At 43.2% G+C, this 23,318-nt stretch carries 22 protein-coding genes; 9 read left to right on the top strand and 13 right to left on the bottom strand.

The genetic code is table 11. The features are described from left to right. Window positions 1-39 precede the first annotated feature (39 nt). The 9 genes from FTV25_RS07115 to FTV25_RS07075 form a co-directional block, all read right to left on the bottom strand. Window positions 40-369 carry an RnfH family protein gene (locus tag FTV25_RS07115; RefSeq protein ID WP_180002423.1) on the bottom strand — a complete coding sequence of 110 codons (330 nt, stop codon included), beginning with the start codon at window positions 367-369 and terminating at the stop codon, window positions 40-42. Beyond that, window positions 369-1,448: a hypothetical protein gene (locus FTV25_RS07110; protein WP_180002422.1), complete on the bottom strand. Its 1,080-nt coding sequence runs from the start codon at window positions 1,446-1,448 to the stop codon at window positions 369-371. Before FTV25_RS07110 ends, FTV25_RS07115 begins: the two co-directional genes overlap by 1 nt. 159 nt (window positions 1,449-1,607) lie before the next feature. Beyond that, on the bottom strand, window positions 1,608-2,063 hold the full coding sequence (locus tag FTV25_RS07105; protein ID WP_004783243.1) for a bacteriohemerythrin: 456 nt from the start codon (window positions 2,061-2,063) through the stop codon (window positions 1,608-1,610). Between the two features lie 294 nt (window positions 2,064-2,357). Further along, a complete protein-coding gene (locus FTV25_RS07100; RefSeq protein WP_180002481.1) occupies window positions 2,358-3,206 on the bottom strand; it encodes a class II glutamine amidotransferase in 849 nt (282 codons plus the stop codon). Between the two features lie 268 nt (window positions 3,207-3,474). Continuing rightward, window positions 3,475-4,383: an acetylglutamate kinase gene (gene argB, locus FTV25_RS07095; protein ID WP_159123314.1), complete on the bottom strand. Its 909-nt coding sequence runs from the start codon at window positions 4,381-4,383 to the stop codon at window positions 3,475-3,477. 10 nt (window positions 4,384-4,393) lie between these two features. Beyond that, window positions 4,394-5,812: a phosphomannomutase/phosphoglucomutase gene (locus FTV25_RS07090; protein WP_179992930.1), complete on the bottom strand. Its 1,419-nt coding sequence runs from the start codon at window positions 5,810-5,812 to the stop codon at window positions 4,394-4,396. A 419-nt stretch (window positions 5,813-6,231) separates the two neighbouring features. Further along, the gene (gene dut, locus FTV25_RS07085; protein ID WP_004783254.1) at window positions 6,232-6,684 is read right to left on the bottom strand and encodes a dUTP diphosphatase; all 453 of its coding nucleotides are present in this window, start codon (window positions 6,682-6,684) and stop codon (window positions 6,232-6,234) included. Window positions 6,685-6,749: 65 nt separating this feature from the next. Next, complete coding sequence (gene rep / locus FTV25_RS07080) at window positions 6,750-8,789, bottom strand: DNA helicase Rep (RefSeq protein ID WP_180002421.1); 2,040 nt, start codon at window positions 8,787-8,789, stop codon at window positions 6,750-6,752. Between the two features lie 135 nt (window positions 8,790-8,924). Further along, on the bottom strand, window positions 8,925-9,578 hold the full coding sequence (locus FTV25_RS07075) for an OmpA family protein (RefSeq protein ID WP_159124472.1): 654 nt from the start codon (window positions 9,576-9,578) through the stop codon (window positions 8,925-8,927). A 253-nt stretch (window positions 9,579-9,831) separates the two neighbouring features. Here FTV25_RS07075 and FTV25_RS07070 point away from each other — a divergent pair, with 253 nt between their 5' ends. The 6 genes from FTV25_RS07070 to FTV25_RS07045 all read left to right on the top strand — a co-directional run bounded on the left by FTV25_RS07070 (window position 9,832) and on the right by FTV25_RS07045 (window position 14,397). After that, complete coding sequence (locus FTV25_RS07070) at window positions 9,832-10,758, top strand: acyltransferase (RefSeq protein WP_166137960.1); 927 nt, start codon at window positions 9,832-9,834, stop codon at window positions 10,756-10,758. 17 nt (window positions 10,759-10,775) lie between these two features. Next, window positions 10,776-11,840 (top strand): preprotein translocase subunit SecA, encoded by a 1,065-nt coding sequence (locus FTV25_RS07065; RefSeq protein WP_180002420.1) that lies wholly within the window; start codon window positions 10,776-10,778, stop codon window positions 11,838-11,840. A gap of 158 nt (window positions 11,841-11,998) precedes the next feature. Continuing rightward, window positions 11,999-12,709 (top strand): septum site-determining protein MinC, encoded by a 711-nt coding sequence (gene minC / locus FTV25_RS07060; protein WP_180002419.1) that lies wholly within the window; start codon window positions 11,999-12,001, stop codon window positions 12,707-12,709. Between the two features lie 64 nt (window positions 12,710-12,773). Then, window positions 12,774-13,586 (top strand): septum site-determining protein MinD, encoded by an 813-nt coding sequence (minD, locus tag FTV25_RS07055; RefSeq protein WP_166137968.1) that lies wholly within the window; start codon window positions 12,774-12,776, stop codon window positions 13,584-13,586. Between the two features lie 2 nt (window positions 13,587-13,588). Continuing rightward, window positions 13,589-13,861, top strand: a complete 273-nt coding sequence (gene minE / locus FTV25_RS07050; RefSeq protein ID WP_004783265.1) for a cell division topological specificity factor MinE — start codon at window positions 13,589-13,591, stop codon at window positions 13,859-13,861. Between the two features lie 248 nt (window positions 13,862-14,109). Continuing rightward, window positions 14,110-14,397 carry a PA4642 family protein gene (locus tag FTV25_RS07045; RefSeq protein ID WP_180002418.1) on the top strand — a complete coding sequence of 96 codons (288 nt, stop codon included), beginning with the start codon at window positions 14,110-14,112 and terminating at the stop codon, window positions 14,395-14,397. Between the two features lie 61 nt (window positions 14,398-14,458). Here FTV25_RS07045 and FTV25_RS07040 read toward each other — a convergent pair whose 3' ends face one another. Next, the gene (locus FTV25_RS07040; protein WP_180002417.1) at window positions 14,459-17,509 is read right to left on the bottom strand and encodes a DNA translocase FtsK; all 3,051 of its coding nucleotides are present in this window, start codon (window positions 17,507-17,509) and stop codon (window positions 14,459-14,461) included. 238 nt (window positions 17,510-17,747) lie between these two features. Between FTV25_RS07040 and trxB the strand changes: the two genes are divergently transcribed. The 3 genes from trxB to FTV25_RS07025 all read left to right on the top strand — a co-directional run bounded on the left by trxB (window position 17,748) and on the right by FTV25_RS07025 (window position 20,359). After that, window positions 17,748-18,707 carry a thioredoxin-disulfide reductase gene (trxB, locus tag FTV25_RS07035; RefSeq protein ID WP_180002416.1) on the top strand — a complete coding sequence of 320 codons (960 nt, stop codon included), beginning with the start codon at window positions 17,748-17,750 and terminating at the stop codon, window positions 18,705-18,707. Between the two features lie 83 nt (window positions 18,708-18,790). Further along, entirely contained in the window at window positions 18,791-19,522 is a 732-nt protein-coding gene (gene aat / locus FTV25_RS07030) for a leucyl/phenylalanyl-tRNA--protein transferase (protein WP_180002415.1), read from the top strand. 21 nt (window positions 19,523-19,543) lie between these two features. Then, window positions 19,544-20,359, top strand: a complete 816-nt coding sequence (locus FTV25_RS07025) for an arginyltransferase (protein ID WP_005234302.1) — start codon at window positions 19,544-19,546, stop codon at window positions 20,357-20,359. 27 nt (window positions 20,360-20,386) lie between these two features. Here the strand turns inward: FTV25_RS07025 and rimI are convergent, their stop codons facing one another. The 3 genes from rimI to tuf all read right to left on the bottom strand — a co-directional run bounded on the left by rimI (window position 20,387) and on the right by tuf (window position 23,265). Next, window positions 20,387-20,845 carry a ribosomal protein S18-alanine N-acetyltransferase gene (gene rimI, locus FTV25_RS07020; protein WP_180002414.1) on the bottom strand — a complete coding sequence of 153 codons (459 nt, stop codon included), beginning with the start codon at window positions 20,843-20,845 and terminating at the stop codon, window positions 20,387-20,389. A gap of 113 nt (window positions 20,846-20,958) precedes the next feature. Beyond that, window positions 20,959-21,840, bottom strand: coding sequence for a metal-dependent hydrolase (locus tag FTV25_RS07015; RefSeq protein WP_180002413.1), 882 nt, complete (start codon window positions 21,838-21,840; stop codon window positions 20,959-20,961). A 234-nt stretch (window positions 21,841-22,074) separates the two neighbouring features. After that, window positions 22,075-23,265: an elongation factor Tu gene (tuf, locus tag FTV25_RS07010; RefSeq protein WP_179991967.1), complete on the bottom strand. Its 1,191-nt coding sequence runs from the start codon at window positions 23,263-23,265 to the stop codon at window positions 22,075-22,077. Window positions 23,266-23,318 lie beyond the last annotated feature (53 nt).

Here is a 23,318-nt window from a genome sequence, read left to right as displayed (position 1 = left end):
CAAATAATCAGACCATCTGTTCAATAAAGCCACATTCCACTAATCGGAACGTTTATTTTGCTTGAAACGGTTACCTTTGGCATAACGTCCTACCGGATTCTTCTCAGCGCGTTTACGGCGGATATCCTTGGGATTAATGGTTAAAGCACGATAAATCTCTACCCGGTCCCCTGCTGCCAATGGCTGGGTATGATCCTGTAGCTTAGCGCCAAAAATACCCAGATTCAGAGGTTCAGACAATTCCACCTGTGCACGGATTCCGCTTTGCTCAATTGCATCCAATGCAGTCATGCCGGGCTGGAAAGGTACAGCAATATGAAACTGTTGTTCCGGGGTAGCATAGGCCACCCAGATCATTGCCTCAGTCATCAGAAAAATTGTCCTAATACCGCAACAATCGCCAGAATAATTGATACTGGTAAGACAATACGAACCGCAATACGCCAGATGTTATACACTGCTTCTGAGCTAAAGTTCATCGATTTACGCAAATGGCTAATCTTCATGATCCAGCCAGCAAACAAGGCATAAATCAGACTGATCACCAGTCCCCAAAGAATCAGCAGATTATTGAAAATTGGAGCAACATTTGGAATTAACCAGACCAAGGTGGCAGCGATCACAATCGCCCACTGAATGATAATATTCATTTGACGTTGCTGTAATTGCTCACGTGCCATTTGCATAAGCAAAGCAGCGGCTGCGACAATGGCTGCGATTAAAGCAAATGCAGGGATTTCAGCTTTTACTGCAAAGAAACCAAAGGCGATGATCGCTAATAGCTGCGCCACCCAAATCGGTAAGGCTGTTTTAGTCGCAACATCCTGCTGTTTTACGACAGCCAGACTTGATTGCCAATACAGCCCCATACCTAGACCACTCGCCACCAAAGCCAATACAGTGGCATTGCCCCACTCTACGAATTGGACGGGTGTTACCTGCCAAGCCGGTAATTCAGTTCCCATCACATTCGCCATAATCAAAGATGCAAGTACGCCGATCGTGGTAATCCCAACCAGAATTAAACGTGGTACCAGCGACAATACAAATGCAGCAATTGCCAGCACCGCAAAAATCACTGGCTGCTGAACATCGAGATTGGCCACTGCAATCACATTAGAAGCATGATTGAGCATCGCACCCGCAAGGAACGGAATAAATACAACTGCCAGCCAGCCGACGATCCGCCAGCGCTGAGAACTATCAGCTTCACGGGTAAGGCTCGACAATGCCTGTAATGCAGTGGTTTTTGAGCGTTTCGCCAGAGCAATTTCCAGATAACAGACTGGAAGGGCCAGTATTAGCATGGTCGCTAACCACAACATCCAGAAATCAAGCTGACGGTCAATCTGAATACCTGTTATCGGTGCGAGCGTCGCAATAATAAGAAAGGATAAACAGAAAGCCATCAGAGGCGATAACCATTTTGACATAGCATTGTCCTGCATGATGTATTCCTATAAAAATCTAGCGCTATTTTGCCTTGTGAGGCGATGAAAATCAAAAACAAAAAAGCAAACCACCATGCCCGTGATTTGCTGCGCAAATTTATTATTAAGCTTTATTTTTTATTTTCCCGATTTATCTTTATTTTAACAACAATCGAGTTATGAGAAGAAACGGGCAAACCAGTTTTTACCCTTTTTCTTTTCTTTATCTTTAATGATTCCCATCATATTTTCTTTTACCGCACCGACATAATCCGCGTCATCGTGCTGAATATGATTGATCAGCCATTTAGATAATACTTCATGTAATTCCGCTTCAATAGATTGGCCCAATTCAAAACGGTCACGATAAGATTCAATCTTTTTAATAAACAGGTCATGCACACGTTTATGTGGCACACGATATTTATAACCCGCTTCTTCCTGAAGTGATTCTTCAAAGGTAAAATGAGACTGGGTATAATCAATAATATTTTCTAGAATCTGTTTAATACGAGCACGATCGGTATTGGCATCAATTCCATCAATCTCATTGATATAATCGAGAATTCGTTTGTGCTGATCGTCAATCACATCGATACCAGTATTATAATCTGGAACCCATTTCATTTTCATTACGACCACCTATTGATATTAATGATTTATCGCTTGAAAAAGATCATATATCTAATTGATTTAAATAAAAATGAAGTAAATCGGTTGGTTTTCAGTTTATTTTCTACTTAATTAATGTAAATCATTGTTTATCCAATCAATTATATTTTAAACCCGACTACAAGAATAAAGTATTTTTTGATCGATTTTATATTTCATGGTTTATTTATTTTAATGATTTCACTATAAAATAAATATCAAATTCAAAAAAACAGGAGCGATGTCCTGTTTTTTAATATCGAATTTTAACCAGATTTAATATAAATCTGCTTTAGTCACTCTTTTAAGCGAAGGATCCAAACGTTCTCTTTCCAGACGGGCGACATGTGTCAATTGGGAACGATATTTGGCTCCATCTCTGAACAAAATCATTTCACCTTCCTGAAATGCTGTCCATTCTTCATTCTGCGTTAGCGGCTCTGTGGTAATCACAGCGACCCGATCTTCAGGCGTGGTGACTTGGCTAAAATCAACTTCAACTTCGATATCAATCAGGTGGGCTGGCTTAAATGGATATTCACGAACCAGCCAATGCAGTTTAGTCGTTGCATAGGTAAATAAAGCCTGACCATTGGACAGACAGAAATTAAAAGTGCCATGCTCTGCAATGGATGGAGAAATCTCGGCCAACAAATCAAAAACCTGATCCAGCTTCGGTTCATCATAACCAAAATGTTTCACCAGCTGATCCAGCAAATAACAGAAAGCGCGCTCACTGTCAGTGTTACCGACTGGCGTAAAACGTCCAGAAAGCTCAGGTAAAAAATCTTTTAAATCACCATTATGGGCAAAGATCCATTGTCGTCCCCATAATTCACGACTAAACGGATGCGAATTTTCCAGATTAATTTTGCCTTGCGTCGCCTTACGGATATGTGCAATTACATTACGGGATTTGATTGGATAATTGCGCACTAGTTCTGCAATCGGTGACTCAACAGCAGACTGATTATCAACGAATAATCGGCAGGCCTTATCCTCAAAGAAAGCAACCCCAAAACCATCAGAATGATCTGAGGTAATCCCCGCCCGCTGAGAAAAACCTCGAAATGAAAAGGTAATATCTGTTGGTGTCGCACAATTCATTCCCAGTAGCTGGCACATAATCTTCATTCAGGTCACAGAGTATTCTTAAGGTTATTGTGCATCACAGGCTGAACCTTTTCAAATCTCGATCATTGCAATGCTATGCGCTAAAAATGCTAATAAACTATTTTTTTATATTTAATTTAGCAAAAGGAGTTTAAGCTTCAAAACTTAGCTTAAAAATAAATACTTTAGATTTAACTTTCATATTTCTAGTGATCAAAATCTTAAAATAAAAGAAATAAAAAAGAGCCTCAAGTGAGACTCTTTGATATTCAATTTATCTTTATGGACGATGTGGATTAGAACGATTGGTAATTAAAGTTCCTACACCATGATCAGTAAAGATTTCTAACAGGCTCGCATGTGGTACACGACCATCCACGATATGTGCACTGATCACGCCGCCTTTTACTGCATCAAGCGCACAGCCGACTTTAGGAATCATGCCACCATAGATCACACCCGTTTCAATCAGACGATCAACTTCCTGCGTCGTTAAACCGGTCAGCAGATTTTTATTTTCGTCGAGCACCCCCGTAATATTGGTCAGAAGAATCAGCTTTTCTGCCCCTAATGCTTCTGCCACTTTACCCGCAACCAGATCCGCATTGATATTATAGGTGTTGCCTTCTTCATCGACACCGAGTGGTGCAATCACTGGAATGAAGTCACTGTTGGTAAACATTTCCAGTACGTCAGTTTTCACGCCAACGACTTCACCCACCATACCCAGGTCCACTTTTTGGATTGAACCGTCTTCAGCCGTCTTTTCCATTAATAGCTTTTTGGCACGCAGCAAGTTGCCATCTTTACCGGTTAGACCAATTGCACGGCCACCATGTTTGTTGATCAGGTTCACAATTGATTTGTTTACGCTACCGCCCAGAACCATCTCGACCACTTCCATGGTTGCCGGATCTGTCACGCGCATACCATCAATACGGTCAGATTCACGACCTAGCTGTTTCAGCATAGAATCGACTTGTGGACCACCGCCGTGTACCACAATCGGATTTAAACCGACTGTTTTTAATAAAACGATGTCACGTGCAAAAGAGCTTTCTAGCTCAGGATCCGTCATCGCGTTGCCACCGTATTTTACCACCAGGGTTTTACCCGCAAAGCGTTGGATATACGGCAAAGCTTCAGTCAAAATTTGTGCTTTGTCGATGCCTGTATGCTGATTTGGCATTCGCCTCTCCTTATTGAGCATCTAAAATGTCTTGAGCGATCTGTGGATAACGGTCACGCAACATGGATACAAACAGATGTCGAATTTCATTCAGGCCTTGTGCATCATTGGCATCAAAGCGCACCGTGAAATATTCACCCGTATTGGATGCTCGAATGATGCCAAAACCATCATCAAAATCAAGACGTATCCCGTCAATTTTACTGATTTGTGCATTTAATTGCGTAGATTGCTGCTCAACAAAGTTTAAAAGCTCAACAGGCTGCACCTGATGAGTGGAAATATATAAATCTTCAGTCCCATGACGTTTTGGATAAGCGCGCAAGGCCTTACTTAAAGTCATACTTTTCTGATCCAGATATTCCATGACCCGAAGCGCTGCATAAAGACCGTCATCATAGCCCCAGCCACGTCCGTCATTAAAAACATAATGCCCGGCATATTCACCACCAAAAATGGCCTGATGCTGGGACTGCGCCAGATATTTTCGCAGGAATGAGCTACCAGTACGAATCATCACCGGTTTTCCGCCCAGGCGTTGAACTGTATCGCGAATCAGGGTTGAACATTTAACGTCATAAACAAACTGACATGCTTTTGTGCCAGTCATACAAATTTCTGCGAATAAACAGAGAAGCTGATCAGCACTAATAATGACACCCTGCTCATCCACCAGTACCAACCGGTCCCCATCACCATCTAGGGCAATACCCAGATCCGCCTGCTGTTGCATGACAACCTGACGCAAGGTTTGTAAATGCGCTTCCTGAGAAGGATCAGGCGCATGATCCGGAAAATGCCCATTGGCTTCACAACGTAAGGCGGTAACTTCACAACCTAGTTTTTGCAGCACCAAGTTGGCACAACGTCCTGCTGAACCGTTCAGACCGTCCAGCACTACTTTAAATGGGCGCTTCAACTGAATATCTTCAAGCATTTCCTGCTGATATTGCAGACAAAATTCGGGAATAATTTGGTGAGGCAAATCATTCAAACACGATAAAGAACTATTTACATGAAGTTTTGCTTTTTGTGCGACCTGCTGAATCATCTCGGGACAAGGCGGCTCCCCTACAATAATCCATTTAATTCCATTATCTTCTTTAGGATTATGGCTGGCCGTGACCATCACACCATTACCATCAAACTGACGCGCTGTGTAATACAACATCGGACTGGAACAACAGCCGATAATGGCAGCTTCAATAGCATAGTCCTGAAAAATACGGCGAATGGTTTCAGCAAAAGCCGGACTGCTGATGCGGGCATCATAGCCAATCGCAACCCGAGTCTGCCCCGCAGCTTGATATTGCTGAGCCAGACCATGCGCAATAGCATCAATCACACCTGTACTGAGTAAACTGACTTTACCCCGGATATCGTAGGCACGAAAAATGTGAGCCGGAAAGGGTTGATTCATGGATCCCATAAACTGTTCTTTTCACTATTGAATATAAGGAGATAAAATAATGATTAAGCAATCATCATGACTTTAAACATTTGTTTTTGTTTTAAGACTCTGTATTTTTATATGAATTGAATGTGACAATCAATTATAAAAGTATAATTATTAATCTTTTATGTATTTAATTTGTATAACTAGTAAAATAAATAAACCCAACTAAAAATGACTTCTTGCATTATTTATCATCTATTTTCTTAAATTCTGAATGATTTTATTTTTCTATTTAAATGATACTAAAAATTTATTTAAATATTTTTCATTGAAATAAAATTCAAGAATAAAGTTTATTAAATAGCTCTGTCATTTTTTTATTGTTTTTATGATTAAAACTCTAAAAAAAGATGACTTAACTCAAAACATCCAAGTTAAGTCATCCTTTAATTTTAGTTTTTACCAGTATGACCGAAACCGCCCGCGCCACGCTCGGTTGCTTCAAACTCATTCACCAGATCAAATTCGGCCTGTACCACAGGGACTAATACATATTGGGCTAAACGCTCACCAGGTTCCAGGCTAAATGCCGTCTGACTGCGGTTCCATACAGAAACCATCAGCTCGCCTTGGTAATCTGAATCGATCAAGCCAACCAGGTTACCTAAAACGATCCCATGTTTATGACCTAAACCAGAACGTGGCAGAATCAAGCCAGCAAATGCTGGATCTTCAATATAAATTGCCAAACCAGTTTTCACTAAAACCGTTTGACCTGGTTCAATCACAGTCGTTTCATTGACACATGCACGAAGATCGAGTCCTGCTGAGCCAGTCGTTGCATAAGTCGGCAATGGCCATTCCTGCCCCAGACGCGAATCAAGGACTTTCACCTGAACTTTCATGTATTTATTCCTGTTGTTTAATATCAAAAAATTTAAAGAATCAAAATTGTAGCGTTCTGTTACTTTTACCGTTTAATCAAGGCACGCAAATTATCCAGATAGTGCTGAGCCTGCTGTTTTGGATCAATATTGCCTGCAAGTTTTTTCTTGCGACCTAACCATTCCAGTTCATCTTCTGGCAGCTCATCCAGGAAGCGGCTTGGGGTCATCTGTTTCATCTGTCCACCCGCCTTACGTTGCTCAGCCAAGGTAATAGTCAAGCCCTGACGCGCACGAGTAATCCCCACGTACATTAGACGGCGTTCTTCCTCGACTGTTTCGGCAGCAATCGAGTTCTTATGTGGCAGAATTTCTTCTTCCAGTCCGATTAAGTAGACATAAGGGAATTCCAGACCTTTGGATGCATGCAAGGTCAGAAGGTTAACCTTATCGGTATCTTCTTCTTCCTGCTGCTGTTCCAGCATATCGAGGAGCACCATCTTACGGATGACACTTTCAATATTCTTTTCATCGACATCTTCTGCACGATTGATCAGACTCTGAATACTGCTATACAGCACTTCAATATTATCGAGTTTGGTTTTTTCCTGTGCCGGCGTCGCTGCGGATTCCTTGATATAGTCAATATAGCCGGCTTCCACCATCATCTGGCGGATAATCGGTACGGGCTCATCATCTTCCAGCAAGTTACGGGTAAAGTTATTGATAAAATCTGAAAATTCTGCTAGTTGTGTGGTCGCTTTCTTTGGAATGACCATAGTTAAACGCTGATCGCCTGCCGCTGACAGTAGAGACAGATTATTTTCCTGGGCAAACAGACCGAGTTTTTCCAGCGTCACCGGGCCAATGGCACGTTTCGGTGTGTTAATAATCCGCAGGAAAGCACTGTCATCTTCCGGGTTAATGATCAGACGCAGGTAACTCATGATGTCCTTGATCTCTGCACGCGCAAAGAAAGACTGACCACCAGAGAGCTTGTAAGGAATCTGCATCTGGCGCAGCTGAGTTTCCAGAATACGTGCCTGGAAATTACCACGATACAGAATCGCGTAATCTTTCCAATTTTTACCATTCATCAGCTTATGCGTGATCAGGTCTTTCACTACGCGTTCTGCTTCATCATCATCATTACGACAAGTGATAACCCGAATCACTTCACCGTGACCTTTATCTGACCAGAGCTTTTTATCAAAGATATGCGGGTTGTTGCCAATCACGGTATTGGCAGCTTTTAGAATACGGCTAGTGGAACGATAGTTCTGTTCCAGCTTGATCACTTTCAGATTCGGGAAATCCTGTTGTAACAGCGCCATATTTTCTGGCTTGGCACCACGCCAGGCATAAATCGACTGATCATCATCCCCTACAGCGGTGAACTGCCCCATGACCCCGACCAGTAATTTCACCAGAATATACTGTGCAGTATTGGTATCCTGATATTCGTCCACCAATAGGTAACGCACGCGGTTCTGCCACTTATCCCGGACTTCAGCATTTTCCTGTAACAGACGCGTTGGCATGACAATTAGATCATCAAAGTCGACAGCGTTGTAGGCACGCAGATTTCGCTCATAAAGTTGGTATAAATGCGCGAACTGAACATCTTCTGGCGTTTCACAGGTGGTATGTGCTTGCTCTGGGGGAATCAGATCGTTTTTCCAGTCCGAAATCATCTTCATCGCTTTGGTAATCAATTCTTTGCTTTCAGCACCCGACAAGTTATCGCGATGCATCAGATCCATCAGAATCCGCTTACAGTCATCGGCATCCAGAATCGAGAAATTATTTTTTAGCGGTGTGTGTTTGAGCTCTAAACGTAATAAATTTAGACCAAAAGTATGGAAGGTCGAGACTGAAAGGCCTTTGGCTTCTTCTCGGGTCAGCAATTTGGTGACACGCTCTTTCATTTCACGTGCTGCCTTGTTGGTAAAGGTCATTGCCGTGATCCGGTGGGCCGGAATACCACAATGCTTGACCAAATACGCGATTTTTCTTGTAATTACCGAGGTCTTGCCTGAACCCGCTCCGGCAAGTACTAACAAGGGTCCTTGAGTATATTTCATGGCTTCAAGTTGCTTGTCATTTAACTGACTGGCGAGTGACATATGGCTTCCTCTTCTAGATTCGGCTCCGATTATAGTCATCTCATGCCCAGATGCCTAATTGAAAATTCATTTTCCTGCGTCATCTTTCAGACATAAAAAAACCACCCGAAGGTGGTTTTTCTGCAAAATCAGTGATTACTGAACGGCATATACTGCGATTTCAACACGACGGTTTTGTTCTTTACCAGCCGCAGTTGAGTTATCTGCGATCGGGTTCGCTGAACCAAGACCTTGTGCATTGATACGAGTACGTGCTACGCCTTGACCAGCAAGGTAGTTCGCAACAGATTGTGCACGTGCTTGAGACAATGGAATGTTGATTGAGTCATTACCAGTGCTGTCTGTATAACCAGTTACCAAGATACCGCTTTGGCTGTCTTCAGTCAGAACTTGGGCAACTTTATTCAATGTTGCATAGAAGTTTGGTTTGATGTTTGACTTGTTAGTGTCAAATGTAATCGCACCAGGCATTACCAAGTTGATTGAACCGTCTGGATTACGGTTTACATCTACACCAGTACCCGCAGTCGCTTGACGTAATTTTTTCTCTTTATTGTCAAGGTAAACACCCGCTGCACCACCAAGTACTGCACCAATTGCAGCTGCACGGTTGTTTTGACGGCTAGTATTGGCATTACTTTTAGAAATACCATAACCTGCAGCAGCACCAATTACTGTACCCAAAGCTGTTTTGTCGTACTCAACACCACCCAGGTTATTGCCAGTAGTTTGACAACCTGTAAGTGCTACTGCCCCTGCTACAGCTGCTGAAATTAATAGTGCACGCATTGCATGCCTCCTTTGTAGTGTAATTTGTATCTTAGGTCAGATAATGATTTAAAAATAATGGGATAACCATTGAATTTTTGTTAATAATAAATCTTTTAGTAATATTTTATAATGTTTATGTGTAACCAATTTCCTGAATTTCATCATAGTTTCTTCATAGTTTAACGATCGGACTTTTCTATTCGCTCAACTCCCTCTATATTGTTCAAAATGTGATGAAATTTAGACGATTATTCTCTGGGACTGTTTTTATATGTCATCTAAAAGCAAGCAACAAACGACTTTAAAAAAACTTACCCGTGGCCTCACGGTGACATCTGTCATGACTGGCAGTACTTTTTTTCATGGACCACCCGTACTGGCTTTGGGGCTGACCAAACTTTTTAAGAAATCTTCCAAGATTGATGAAACTAATATCAAGATTACCAATAGCTGGTTGGGCGTAAATAACTGGCTGATTGACAATGTCCTGAAAAATACCGAATGGCAAATCAGTATTGACGAATCTCTGGATCTGAACATGCAGGGGCGTTATTTAATGACCTGTAATCATCAGAGCTGGGTGGATACCACGGTAAACCAATATTTCGGTTTAACGCGCATGCCTCTCACCCGCTTTTTTACAAAATGGGAACTAATTTTTATTCCATTTGTAGGTCAAGCCTTTAAAATTCTGGGCTTCCCGATGATGAAAAGGCATAGCAAGGAACAGATTGCCAAAAACCCTTCCCTGAAATATCGGGATATGGAAGAAGCACGTAAGGCATGTGAACAACTGGTTAGCCAGCCATTTACCTTGCTGAATTATCTGGAAGGTACACGTTTTACCCCAGAAAAGCATGAACAGCAAAAATCGCCTTATAAGCATTTGTTGAAGCCTAAGGCGGGCGGTCTCGCGCTGGCACTGAACATTCTGGGGGACAAAATTGATGCACTGGTGGATATGACTATTGTTTATCCTGACGGTGTGCCAGGTTATGGGGAATTCTGGTTAGGCGAAGTTCCGCGTATTGCCGTGAACTTAAGAAAAATTGACATTCCGGATTGGGTACTCGGCGGCAATTATGAAGATGATGCAGATTACCGTGCACGTTTCCAGCAATGGGTAGACCAGATCTGGACTGAAAAAGACCAATTAATTGAGCAAATGCAGCAGAATCTGATTTCCGCTTCTGCCTGACATTTGCCAGAGAGACTATGAAGAACGACAATCCGGACCTCGTGTCCAGCTCATTTAAGTTTATTCGCAAAGGTACCTGGGGCTGGAAAATTGCACTGATTTACGACATTTTCATGATGGTTGTCATCATCATCAATTTGTTCTGTCTCTGTGCCAATGCCATTCTGATGAGCGATTTTGGGCACTGGTTGTTTGACTTTATTCGTCTGCCTGATGTCTTACAGTTTTATAAGAGTGAATTACGTCCCTGGGTAGTGATTACCGAGGGATGGTTTACCACCTTCCTGATTATTGAGCTCATCGTTCGCTGGTTCATTGCCATTATTATGCGCCACCATGCCCGCTGGTGGTTCTTTCCCTTTGTGCACTGGTATGAAATTTTATCCATCATCCCACAGCTACGTTTTCTGCGTTTGTTACGTGCAGTCGCGATTGGCTACAACCTGCATAGCCATGGATACAAAGTCATACCGGCAAGCTGGTATAGACGGGGTAATTTCTACTATAACCTGCTGATGGAAGAACTTTCGAGCCGTGTAGTATTGACGGTACTGGATGGCATTAAGCGTGAACTCAGCACCAGCACATCACATAAACAATTAATTGATGATTTGGTGGAACATCACCGTAAATTACTGGCTGTTGCTTTGACAGATATCTTGCAAGAGTCTTTGGGCAAGGAATTACAGGCACAGCGCTTCATGATTTCAAAAAATGTCGGGCAAGTCGTCAATCAGGCCATTGAAGATACACCTGAGCTCACCCAGCTTCTGCGTCTGATTCCCATTGTGGGTGGACGGCTGGAACGCCAGATCCAGAGTATTGGTCAACGTCTGGGAGAAAATATCACCCAAGGCCTGATCGATCCTTTTACACATAGTGGATCACAAGAAAACCCGACTTTTGCCATGATTTCAGATAAGATTAGCCAGATTCAGATTGAACATAATCCACATATTGATAAATTAGTCGAATCGGCTGTTTTTGAAACACTTGAAGCCATTCAAAAACAGGTCAAAGTAAAACAGTGGCAACAGATTTTAGAAGAACACGAACAAAATCAGGGCTCAATAGATAGATGAGTTTTCATTTGCAGACTCGGCTAAGATAAGCTGATTCTATTCGTATAAAAAAAATAACTTGGATCGCTAGAGAATTAACGAAATTTGTTCTAGGATTTGCACTATTTACAACATTGCTTCGACATAAAACAGCAAGTCAGAAGTATTAAGGAAAAATTATGGCTGACATACGGATAAAAGGCAGAATGGTCAATGCGCTACGCATTAGCCTCGATACCAATGATCATGATGCAATCCGCCAGCAACTGAAACCAAAATTACAAGCGGCTTTTCCGCCAGGCACATTGGCGGTAATTGAAAGTTCAGTCGATCAGGAACTGATTGCCCTGATCCAGTTACTGATTGATCTCGAAGTTCAGCCTATGGCAGTGACTGAAGGGATTCTGGGGGATCAGGCTCGTGCGATTCAGTTCCCTGTTCTGCCACCAGACCGTCAGTTACAGGAAATTAAGGCGACCAAAGAACAGGTCATGGAAGTCAAATCCGAATCTGCTGCTGACGATGAAAAAGCTGATGCAGCACCGATCGTCGCGCATGTGACTTCTTATCACGATGAAATTCTGCGCACCGGCCAATGCATTGTGCAGAATCAGGGTGACATTATTATTACGGCCGGAATAAACAGTGGTTCAGAAGTGATTGCCTCAGGCAATATCCATATTTATGGCAGCGCGCGTGGCCGTGTGATTGCAGGTGCGGGTGGCAATACTGCAGCGCGTATTTTCTGCCATGCGCTGGAAGCCGAACTGATTTCTATTGCAGGTACTTATTGTGTGGCCGACGACATTCCACCGAATGTTGTGAAAAAACCCGTGCATATTTACTTGAATGATCAACAAGAGCTTGTATTTGAAGCTCTACAATTTTAATGTATAAATAAACACCAAAAACCCCATTTTATAGGGGATTTGAACCATAACAGGAGTGGATTCGGTGGCGAAAATTGTTGTCGTAACATCAGGCAAAGGTGGCGTAGGTAAGACTACAACAAGTGCATCTTTTGCAACAGGTTTAGCCCTACGTGGCCACAAAACTGTGGTAATCGATTTTGATGTAGGCTTGCGTAACCTTGATTTGATTATGGGCTGTGAACGCCGTGTAGTATATGATTTTGTAAATGTTCTCAATAACGAAGCACGATTACAACAAGCACTGATTCGCGATAAAGATATTGAAAATTTATATATTTTACCTGCTTCACAAACACGTGATAAAGACGCTTTAACTGATGAAGGCGTAGAACGTGTAATGGATGAGCTTTCACAGGAATTTGATTATATCGTGTGTGACTCACCTGCAGGTATTGAACGTGGTGCCATTTTAGCCATGTACCATGCAGATGAAGCTATCATTGTGACTAACCCTGAAATTTCTTCAGTACGTGACTCTGACCGCATCATTGGCATGTTAGATAGTAAAACTAAAAAAGTAGAACAAAACGAAGGTCGCATCCGTAAACACCTGTGTATTACCCGTTTCAATCCGGAACGTGCCGATAAACAGGAAATGTTAACGATTGACGATATTTCTAAAGATATTTTACGTGTTCCAACCTTAGGTGTTATTCCTGAGTGTCCAAGCGTTCTACAGGCATCGAATGAAGGTAAACCAGTGATTCACTTTACCGAATCTGCCGCAGGTCAGGCTTATGATGACCTTGTAGCACGTTTCCTGGGTGAAGAGCGTCCTTACCGTCATATTGAAGTAAAACCTAAGGGCTGGTTAGCACGATTATTTGGAGCGTAAACATGGCTGGATTCTGGAGTAAACTTTTTAGTAGCGAGGATAAACCATCAAGCGCACAAACCGCGAAAGACCGTTTGAAAGTCATTGTTGCTTCTGAACAGGGTTTGGGGCGCCGTTTGAGTCAGGATAAAATTGACCAGATGAAGACAGAGATCATGCAAGTGGTCAATCGCTACGTCCGCGGGGTTGATGAACAGCACATTCAGATGCAGGTACGTTCTGAAGCAAACATTGAAATGCTTGAAATGAATATCAATTTACCTGAAGAGCGATAATCTGAATTTTGATTAGTCAAGTAAATTGATTCAAGGCAAAATATGAGCCTCAACAAAGCACCGCTTTGTTGAGACGCAAGACCAGAAGCTTGGCTTCGCGTAGACTTGATAGTAATTAGTATTTTTTTACCTCATCTCAAAACGTGAAGTGATACTTCGAATAGACAAAGTGCATGATAAGACTTTGCCTCTTGCGAACTCATATTTTGCCTTTTTTCATGCCGAAGAATTACATCAAGGAGATTGCGATGGCATTATCTCAACCAGCGACCTTTAACGAAGAATGGTCAGATGAGCGTGTATATGCCTACCTGAATCAGCTTCCTCCTGCAGGCGTCAATGCAGATTTTCATGTGCTTTATCATGCATTCAAGCATATGCGTCCTTTTGACTATGAGCGCCTGCTAACCAAATTTGTCGCAGATGGCCGCGATCTTAACGCCACCAATCCGGAAGGACAGTGCATTCATGACGTGATTGCCACTTATCCGCGTCAAAGTGCCGAGTTCCTCGCAGTATTAGAAAAATTTGCATAAGTTGTAATGCATAAAAAAGCCTGCTTAAAGCAGGCTTTTTTAATCGCTAGAGATTCTGGATTTAAACCAAGATCTCACGCTTCCCATTGGCACCCATTGAGCTGACAATGCCATTTTCTTCCATCTGGTCAATGATCCGTGCAGCACGGTTATAACCCAGACTGAACTTACGCTGCAAAGATGAAGTTGATGCTTTGCGGGTTTCCAAGACGAAGGCTACACACTGGTCATACAGCGCATCTCGATCCGATCCACCATCTCCACCATCCTCAAAGCCACGACTAGACGGTTCTTCATCAAATGGAGTCAGGATCTCATCCACATAGTTAGGCGCACCACGCTCACGCCATGCATCACAGATCCGGTTCACTTCATCATCGGCAATAAAGGCACCGTGTACGCGCTCCGGCTCAATTTTACCCGGGCCAAGGAACAGCATATCACCATGACCGAGCAGATCTTCTGCACCACCTGCATCGAGAATGGTACGTGAGTCGATTTTCGAGTTCACACGAAGTGCGACACGTGTCGGAATATTCGCCTTGATCAGACCAGTGATCACATCTACTGAGGGACGCTGAGTTGCCAGTAACAGGTGAATACCGGCAGCACGGGATTTTTGTGCCAGACGGGTAATCATCTCTTCAGCTTTCTTACCGACCTGCATGATCATATCCGCGAACTCATCGGCAACAATCACAATCGATGGCAATGGCGTTAAGCGCGGTGCACGTTCCCCTGCGACTGATTCACTCGCTTTCCAGGTTGGATCAAATAGCTCTTCACCATTGGCAAGCGCCTCTTCTACCTTACGGTTATAGTCGCTGAGCTTACGAATTTTCAGGAAAGACATCAGTTTGTAACGACGTTCCATTTCATTCACACACCAGTTCAAGGCACTGACTGCATCTTTCATATCGGTCACAACTGGGGTTAACAGGTGTGGAATATCGTTATAGTTGGCCAATTCAAGCTGTTTCGGATCGATCAGGATCAGGCGTAACTGGTCTGGTGTGTACTTCAATAGCATCGATAGAATCATCGAGTTAACCGCCACCGACTTACCAGAACCCGTAGTCCCTGCTACCAGCATATGCGGTGCTTTACCTAGTTCAGTAATCACCGGATTGCCCGAAATATCCTTACCCATGGCCATCGACAAAATGCCATCTGGATCATTGAATTTTGGAATCTGTACCAGTTCAATCAAACGCACCATTTCACGGCTACTGTTCGGAACTTCAATGCCGATATAAGGCTTACCTGGAATAACTTCGACTACACGTACTGAAGCCATTGACATCGAACGAGCCAAGTCACGTGAAATATTAGTGACTTTGGAAGCTTTCACACCAGGCGCAAGGTCCAGTTCAAAACGGGTCACGACTGGGCCTGGCTGAGCCTCGACCACTTTGGCTTTAACGTTAAATTCCTGAAGCTTGATTTCCAGAAGTTCTGATAAACGGGATAATTGCTCTTCAGTGAAATTCACTTTTTTGTTCGGATCGACTTTATCCAGCAATTCCAGACCCGGCAATGGTGACAGGTCTTTACGGCGCTCAGCGACCTGCATGGCACGTGACATTGGACGACCAGCGGCATCGGTCAGTGGCGCATCGAAGTCAAACTCGTCTTCATCCTGAGGCTTACCGGCAGTTTCATGCCAAGCTTCAATAAATTCTTCTTTGGACAATGCTTCCCGAACTGCTGCATTGGTCGCTGCGGTTTGAGCTGCTGTCTCTACACGCTGAATCGGTGCCTGAACAAAAGCAGAAGACTGGGCATAACTTGATGCACGTACAGGTGCAGGTTTTGGTTCATCAGCTTCAACCAGTAAATCGTCCAGATCCTCAAAGTCCGCTTCCAGGCTGGTATTTTTAATCGCATGTGCAGCCATAAGTGGAGCAGCCGCAGTTGAGCTGATTGTTCCAGCATCTTCTACAATTCTGAGGGATTTTTCAGCTGCTGCTGAATTGAACGGGCTATGCACATCCGTTGCGGTTTTACCTTGCGGGACTGCGGCCAATAACTCATCAAAAATTTCATCATCATCCCAGTCCAGATTATTCTTGGCGGTAGATGATGATGTCACTTCATGAGCATTGTGATTCGTTGACGCAGCTGCAAATGCATCAGGAGAAAAATCAGCTTGCTCTTCTTCTGCAGCTTTAAGCAAAGCATCGATATCCTGCTTGTGACGCTGGTCTTCATTGGAATGTAACGCACGCCACACCTCCCCTGTTGCCACCACACGATCCGGCTCTACTGTTCGCGGTGCTTGTTCCTGAACAGGTTCTGAAGCTGATGTCTGTACAGGTTCAGAAATATCTTCTTCATAGTGGTGAGGCTGGTGCGATTCTTTATCTGCAAAATCCTCAAACAGGCGTTCAGCGACATGATCGCGAACTACAGGGTCGACTTCTACCAGATCATGCTCAGGTGCGGCAGTGACTGGTACTGTCACTTTTTTGGCAGCTGCTTTTACCGCTTCTTTTTTAATTACAGGTGCGGTACGGTCAAAATCAGACATACCTTCTGGCACATTACGGTAGAACAGGTCTTGCAGATAAGCAGGTGTTGCCTTGAGACTGCTCCAGGTCTTGTTCCATTTCACACCAAATGCCAAGGTAAACAGAACCACCCAAAGCACCAGCAAGAAAAAAGCTGCGCCATAGACAGTTAGTAATTGTTCAAGACTTTGGCCCAGTTCATAGCCAATGATCCCGCCTGAAGAATTATCCAGCGTATCGGCTGGAACTTGCCAGAACAGGAACAGCAACGCCGATGTAGTCAATAACAGGAAGAATTGGGCAGCATAACGGAATGGACGGTTCAGGAAGCTGCGCGGCCACCAGACCTGGATTGCTTCCATAAACAGATACACAGGGATCAGCAGGCTTGCCCAACCGAGAAAACCAAATAACAGGTCTGAAATCCAGGCCCCTGCAACCCCACTGGCATTTGAAACTGTCTGCGTATCACTAGAGATATGCATCCACCCCGGATCAAATGGTGTATAGGTCACTGTTGCAAGAAACAGATAAATCCCAAATGAGACTAAAAATAATGTCATTACTAAGCGCTGTGCATAGGCACTCGACACCGCTGTCATATACTGTCCTGTAACCAATTCTTCATGAATATTCTTTTGCTGGTATGCTTCAAAAAAAGCGTCGCAATAAAATGCATATTATGCACCTGTTGCATCAAAAAAGATGCATTATTGTGTACTTCTTCTATATAGCCCAAATCGATTTCGATGATCAATAATATCGACTTTAATCTCACACCACTGTTATACAGTTTCACGTATAATTCAATAAATTTCTAAATAAAAAAGGATACAGCGAATGAGCGCACGTCACTCACGACTGATTATTTTAGGTTCTGGCCCTGCTGGCTATAGCGCAGCAGTCTATGCAGCGCGTGCAAACTTAAAACCGACCCTGATTGCAGGTCTGCAACTGGGTGGTCAATTAACCACAACGACTGAAGTAGATAACTGGCCTGGCGATCCTGAAGGTCTGACAGGTCCAGCTTTAATGGAACGTATGCAGGCTCATGCAGAACGTTTTGGTACTGAAATTGTCTATGATCACATCAATGAAGTTGACCTTAACGTTCGTCCATTCGTTCTCAAAGGCGATATGGAAGAATTCACTTGTGATGCCCTGATCATTTGTACTGGTGCAACTGCGCAATACCTGGGTCTGGAATCAGAAGCTGCATTTATGGGTCAAGGCGTGAGCGCTTGTGCAACCTGTGACGGTTTCTTCTATAAAGAGCAAAAAGTGATGGTTGTGGGCGGTGGTAATACCGCTGTTGAAGAAGCGTTATATCTCTCTAACATCGCTTCTCATGTGACCCTAGTTCATCGTCGTGATACGTTGCGTTCTGAAAAAATCCTGCAAGACCATCTTTTTGAAAAAGAAAAAGAAGGCAAAATCAGTATTATCTGGAATCATCAGGTAGAAGAAGTGTTGGGTGATACCACTGGCGTCACTGCGGTACGTTTGAAATCCATCCAAGATGATTCAACTCAGGATGTTGAAGTTTCAGGTCTGTTTGTTGCTATTGGTCATAAACCAAATAGCACTATGTTCGAAGGCCAGCTAGAACTGCGTGATGGTTATATTCAGGTTCAAAGTGGTACCGCAGGGAATGCCACCCAAACCTCTATCCCGGGTGTATTCGCTGCAGGCGATATCGCAGACAGTATCTACCGTCAGGCGATTACTTCTGCAGGTTCAGGCTGTATGGCGGCACTGGATGCAGAAAAATATCTCGATGCAATGGGTAAATTAGACTAAGCAGCGAAAATAAAAAGACCGTCCATCATGGGCGGTTTTTTTATGTATGATAAAAACAGTCTATTTCAAGATCAGGGTTCTGCATGCATCTTCTTCCTCCTTCACAGTACATTTTCCCCAATCCTGAAGAAGCAGATCTTGAGGGTGAAGGCCTGATTTGTATCGGTGCAGACCTCTCCCCTTCTACTTTGTATGAGGCCTATACCCATGGTCTCTTCCCCTGGTTTTCTGAAGGTGATCCGATCTGCTGGTGGAGTCCGGAACCACGCTGTATTATTCGGCCAGAAGATTATCATCCAAGTAAATCCCTGCTTCGAAGCATGAAAAAACAGGATTATAAAATTACGGTGAATCATGCTTTTGAAAGAGTCATCCGTTCCTGCTCATTGCCTCGCGCTTATGCAGATGAGACCTGGATTAGTGAAGAGATCATTCAAGGTTATTGCGACCTGTTTAATGCGGGTTATGGTTATAGTATTGAGGTTTGGGATGAAGATCGCCTAGTAGGTGGACTCTATGGGGTGACTATCGGCAAGGGCTGTTTCGGTGAATCTATGTTTAGTACCCAAACCGATGTTTCTAAAATGGCTTTCTATACATTAATGCTGATTGGCAGAGAAAATCAGTTGCCCTGGATTGACTGTCAATTGGTGAATGATCACTTGATGAGTCTAGGTGCCTGTACAATTTCTCGCCACACATATCTTAAATCGTTACAAGATGTGATAAAACAGCTTGCGATCAATTGGAAAAAGTATCAAGACGGTGTATTTTCAAGTAAAACAATAGCGCAGTCTGCGCGATTAAGTGAATGAAAATAACAGAGGGCACTTGTTATGAACTCTTATCAACCACAGTCCCTGCTGAACGATTTACAGTATTATATTACGCCGCCGCATGATTGTAGCTATCTGCCCAACAAGTCCGCGCGCATGGTTTTTCTTGATCCAGCGCATCGTATTGATGTAGTGACGCTGTCCGAGCTTTCTCGTACCGGTTTCCGTCGTAGTGGTGATTTTGTCTATCGGCCTGAATGCCACCTGTGCCGTCAATGTTTATCTTCACGTATTCCTGTTCATGAATTCCAAATGAACAGCTCGCAAAAAAAAGCCTGGAAACGTAATCAGGATTTGACGGTTAAAATTACCCATCCTGAACAGGCCACAGATATACATTACGCCCTCTATGAACGTTATATTAATGAACGTCATGCAGATGGTGATATGTATCCACCTAGCCGTGACCAGTTCGAAAAGTTTTTACTGCAAAGCTGTACCGATAGTTTCTTTCTGGAATTATGGAAAGATGACCGTCTCATCAGTGTATCGACTTGTGACCTGCTCGATGATGGCGTTTCAGCGGTGTATACTTTCTTTGATCCTGATGAGAACCGCCGTTCCCTTGGTGCCTTTGCGATTCTGAAACAGATTGAGCACACTCAAAAACTTGGCTTACAGTTTGTTTATCTGGGCTACTGGGTGCCACATTCAGCCAAAATGAACTACAAGTCTCAATACCTGCCACTTGAATTATTGATTGACGGGCAATGGCGCCGATTAAACCGTACCCTTACCCCTGTGGAGATTGAACATCTGGGAAACTCCTTGATGACGACCTTGCCTAGCGGATGGAATAATCCCATCATCAAGTAATTTAGTCGTCAAATAAGAGCTGGAATATTATTTAAACAGGCTGGCAAAATCATCAGTACAGGACTTCACCATAATAATGGCATGTTCCCGAGTGCCATTCGAATTCGGATAATAGTTCTTGCGCAGATCAATCTGATGAAAACCGGTTTTTTCATACAGTTTAATTGCAGCAGTATTGCTTTCCCGTACTTCCAGAAAGATTTGTACTGGACTATTTTTCAATAATGCAATTGAGGCATCTAGCAACTGATAACCTAAACCTTTGCCCTGTTGCGCAGGATCAATTGCCATCAGTAATAAATTGGCTTCATCCAACACCGGCTGTAAAATGCAGAACCCTACGACTTGCCCTGCTTGTTCAATCACAGTGCTTTGATAGGCAGTAACAGCATCTTCAAATTGTTTAAAGGTCCAGGGATGGGATTGTACTTTGGTTTCAATCTTGGCAACGGCTGGTACATCCGCAGCTTGCATCAAACGAATCATCTTCGTTCATCTTATCTAGAATTAACCTCCGCATTATAGAAACTTTATTTAAAAAATCGAGCAAAAAAAAGAGCAACTTAGGTTGCTCTTCAGTCTTTTAATCTAGTTTTAAATTAAAGGCCCAGTTTTTGTTTCCAGCTTTGTAATAAGCTATGGGTGTCATGATCATTTGGATGAAAACCAGGTTTAAAGTACATCAGCATTTCTTTACCCATACCGGTAATAATTCCTTTAGATGGGCTATAACCATAAGTATAGATTTCTTTTAAAGCTCCAAGACTTAACTGACGGTCTTCTTTCAATAAACGCAATACGAAGTAGCTTTGTACAAAGAATAGCGTGACCATCGCTGCAACCAGTGAAGTGGTACGCAGTAGATAAGATTTTAAACCTTTACCGAAAACACCTTCGAATACATCATAGGCCACGGCCTTATGTTCATTCTCTTCAATTGCATGCCAGAGCCACATGGTTTTCATGGTGTCATCTTTCATCAGTTCCTGAATATGCTGATTGGTCAGTAACTGAGATGCAATGGTCGCAGTAAAATGTTCTAGTGCAGTCGTCGCAGTGAGGTCGACCATTTCCTGGGTAATACCGACTGGCTTACCGACTGCCGCGAAGATTTTGCGTGCAGTTTGAATGACTCGGTCAGTATAACGATCTAGCGTATCAACGTCATGGCCATGGCGTTGCGCTGAAGCATTAAAACCAACATGTTCCTGGGTATGCATGGCTTCCTGACCAATAAAGGCAGAAATTTCTTTTTGCAATGCTTCATTGTCCTTAATTGCTGGATGCTGACGTACAGCGCGAACAGAATCAATAAAGAATTTTTCGCCTGCCGGGAATAGTGCAGAGAGTGCAGTCATAAAGTGAGTCAGTCCTGCTGAACCATTCATCCAGTATTCTGACACCTGATCAAAATCAAAACTCATACGACGTACCGGAAAACTTGCACCTGCACGGTTGGTAATTTTCACTTGAGCATTCATACACTTACTCCCATCAGTTCTATATAGAGCTGAAATCTAATTATTAAAATTCTTATAGTTATATTACTGCGTTGAATTTTTCACATAAGGGCAGATAAGGTCAGTGAAATATCACTTAAGGACAGCTTGTAAATATATTGTTAGACAATTTAAATATGCTTGAAAATGAGTAAGTTGAATTCACAGATATAAAAAAAGCGCCCCAAAGGGACGCTTTTTTCACACAATCAGTGATTATGCAGTTACTTTAGCAACTACACCAGCACCAACTGTACGACCACCTTCACGGATCGCAAAACGTAGACCTGGGTCCATTGCGATTGGGTGGATTAGTTCTACTGACATTTCTACGTTGTCACCAGGCATAACCATTTCAACGCCTTCTTTCAAAGAAATCGCGCCAGTTACGTCAGTTGTACGGAAGTAGAACTGTGGACGGTAACCATTCAGGAATGGAGTGTGACGACCACCTTCGTCTTTAGAAAGTACGTATACTTCTGCATCGAATTTAGTGTGCGGTTTGATAGAACCTGGTTTAGCAAGTACTTGACCACGTTGTACGTCTTCACGTTTAGTACCACGAAGCAAGATACCACAGTTCTCACCAGCACGACCTTCGTCAAGAAGTTTACGGAACATTTCAACGCCAGTTACAGTAGTCTTAACTGTGTCTTTGATACCCACGATTTCAACTTCTTCACCAACTTTGATGACACCAGTTTCTACACGGCCAGTTACTACTGTACCACGACCAGAAATTGAGAATACATCTTCGATTGGCATCAAGAATGCTTGGTCGATTGCACGTTCTGGTTCTGGGATGTAAGAGTCAAGCGCTTCAACAAGAGCTACAACTGCGTCTTCACCGTATTGACCAGCTTCACCGTTCAGTGCAGCAAGTGCTGAACCACGGATTACAGGAGTGTCATCACCTGGGAAGTCGTAAGTAGAAAGAAGTTCACGAACTTCCATTTCAACCAGTTCAAGAAGCTCTTCGTCGTCTACAAGGTCGCATTTGTTCAAGAATACAACGATGTAAGGTACACCTACCTGACGAGAAAGCAGGATGTGTTCACGAGTTTGTGGCATTGGACCGTCAGTCGCAGCACATACAAGGATCGCACCGTCCATCTGAGCAGCACCAGTAATCATGTTTTTAACATAATCGGCGTGGCCCGGGCAGTCTACGTGAGCATAGTGACGAGTTGGAGAATCGTATTCTACGTGTGAAGTATTAATTGTAATACCACGTGCTTTTTCTTCTGGTGCAGAGTCGATTGCAGCGTAGTCTTTCGCTTCACCACCGAATTTTTTCGCACATACAGTTGCAATCGCAGCTGTTAAAGTTGTTTTACCATGGTCAACGTGACCGATTGTGCCCACGTTAACGTGTGGCTTATTACGTTCAAACTTAGCCTTAGCCATGTTCATCTTCCTTTGTAGATTACTCATGCAGTAAACCTGCATGAGTATTAGAT

Source organism: Acinetobacter sp. YH12249 (assembly GCF_013417475.1).
Lineage (GTDB): Bacteria > Pseudomonadota > Gammaproteobacteria > Pseudomonadales > Moraxellaceae > Acinetobacter.
The sequence above is the reverse complement of the archived record's forward strand: the minus strand, read 5'-3'. Positions and strand labels throughout refer to the sequence as shown.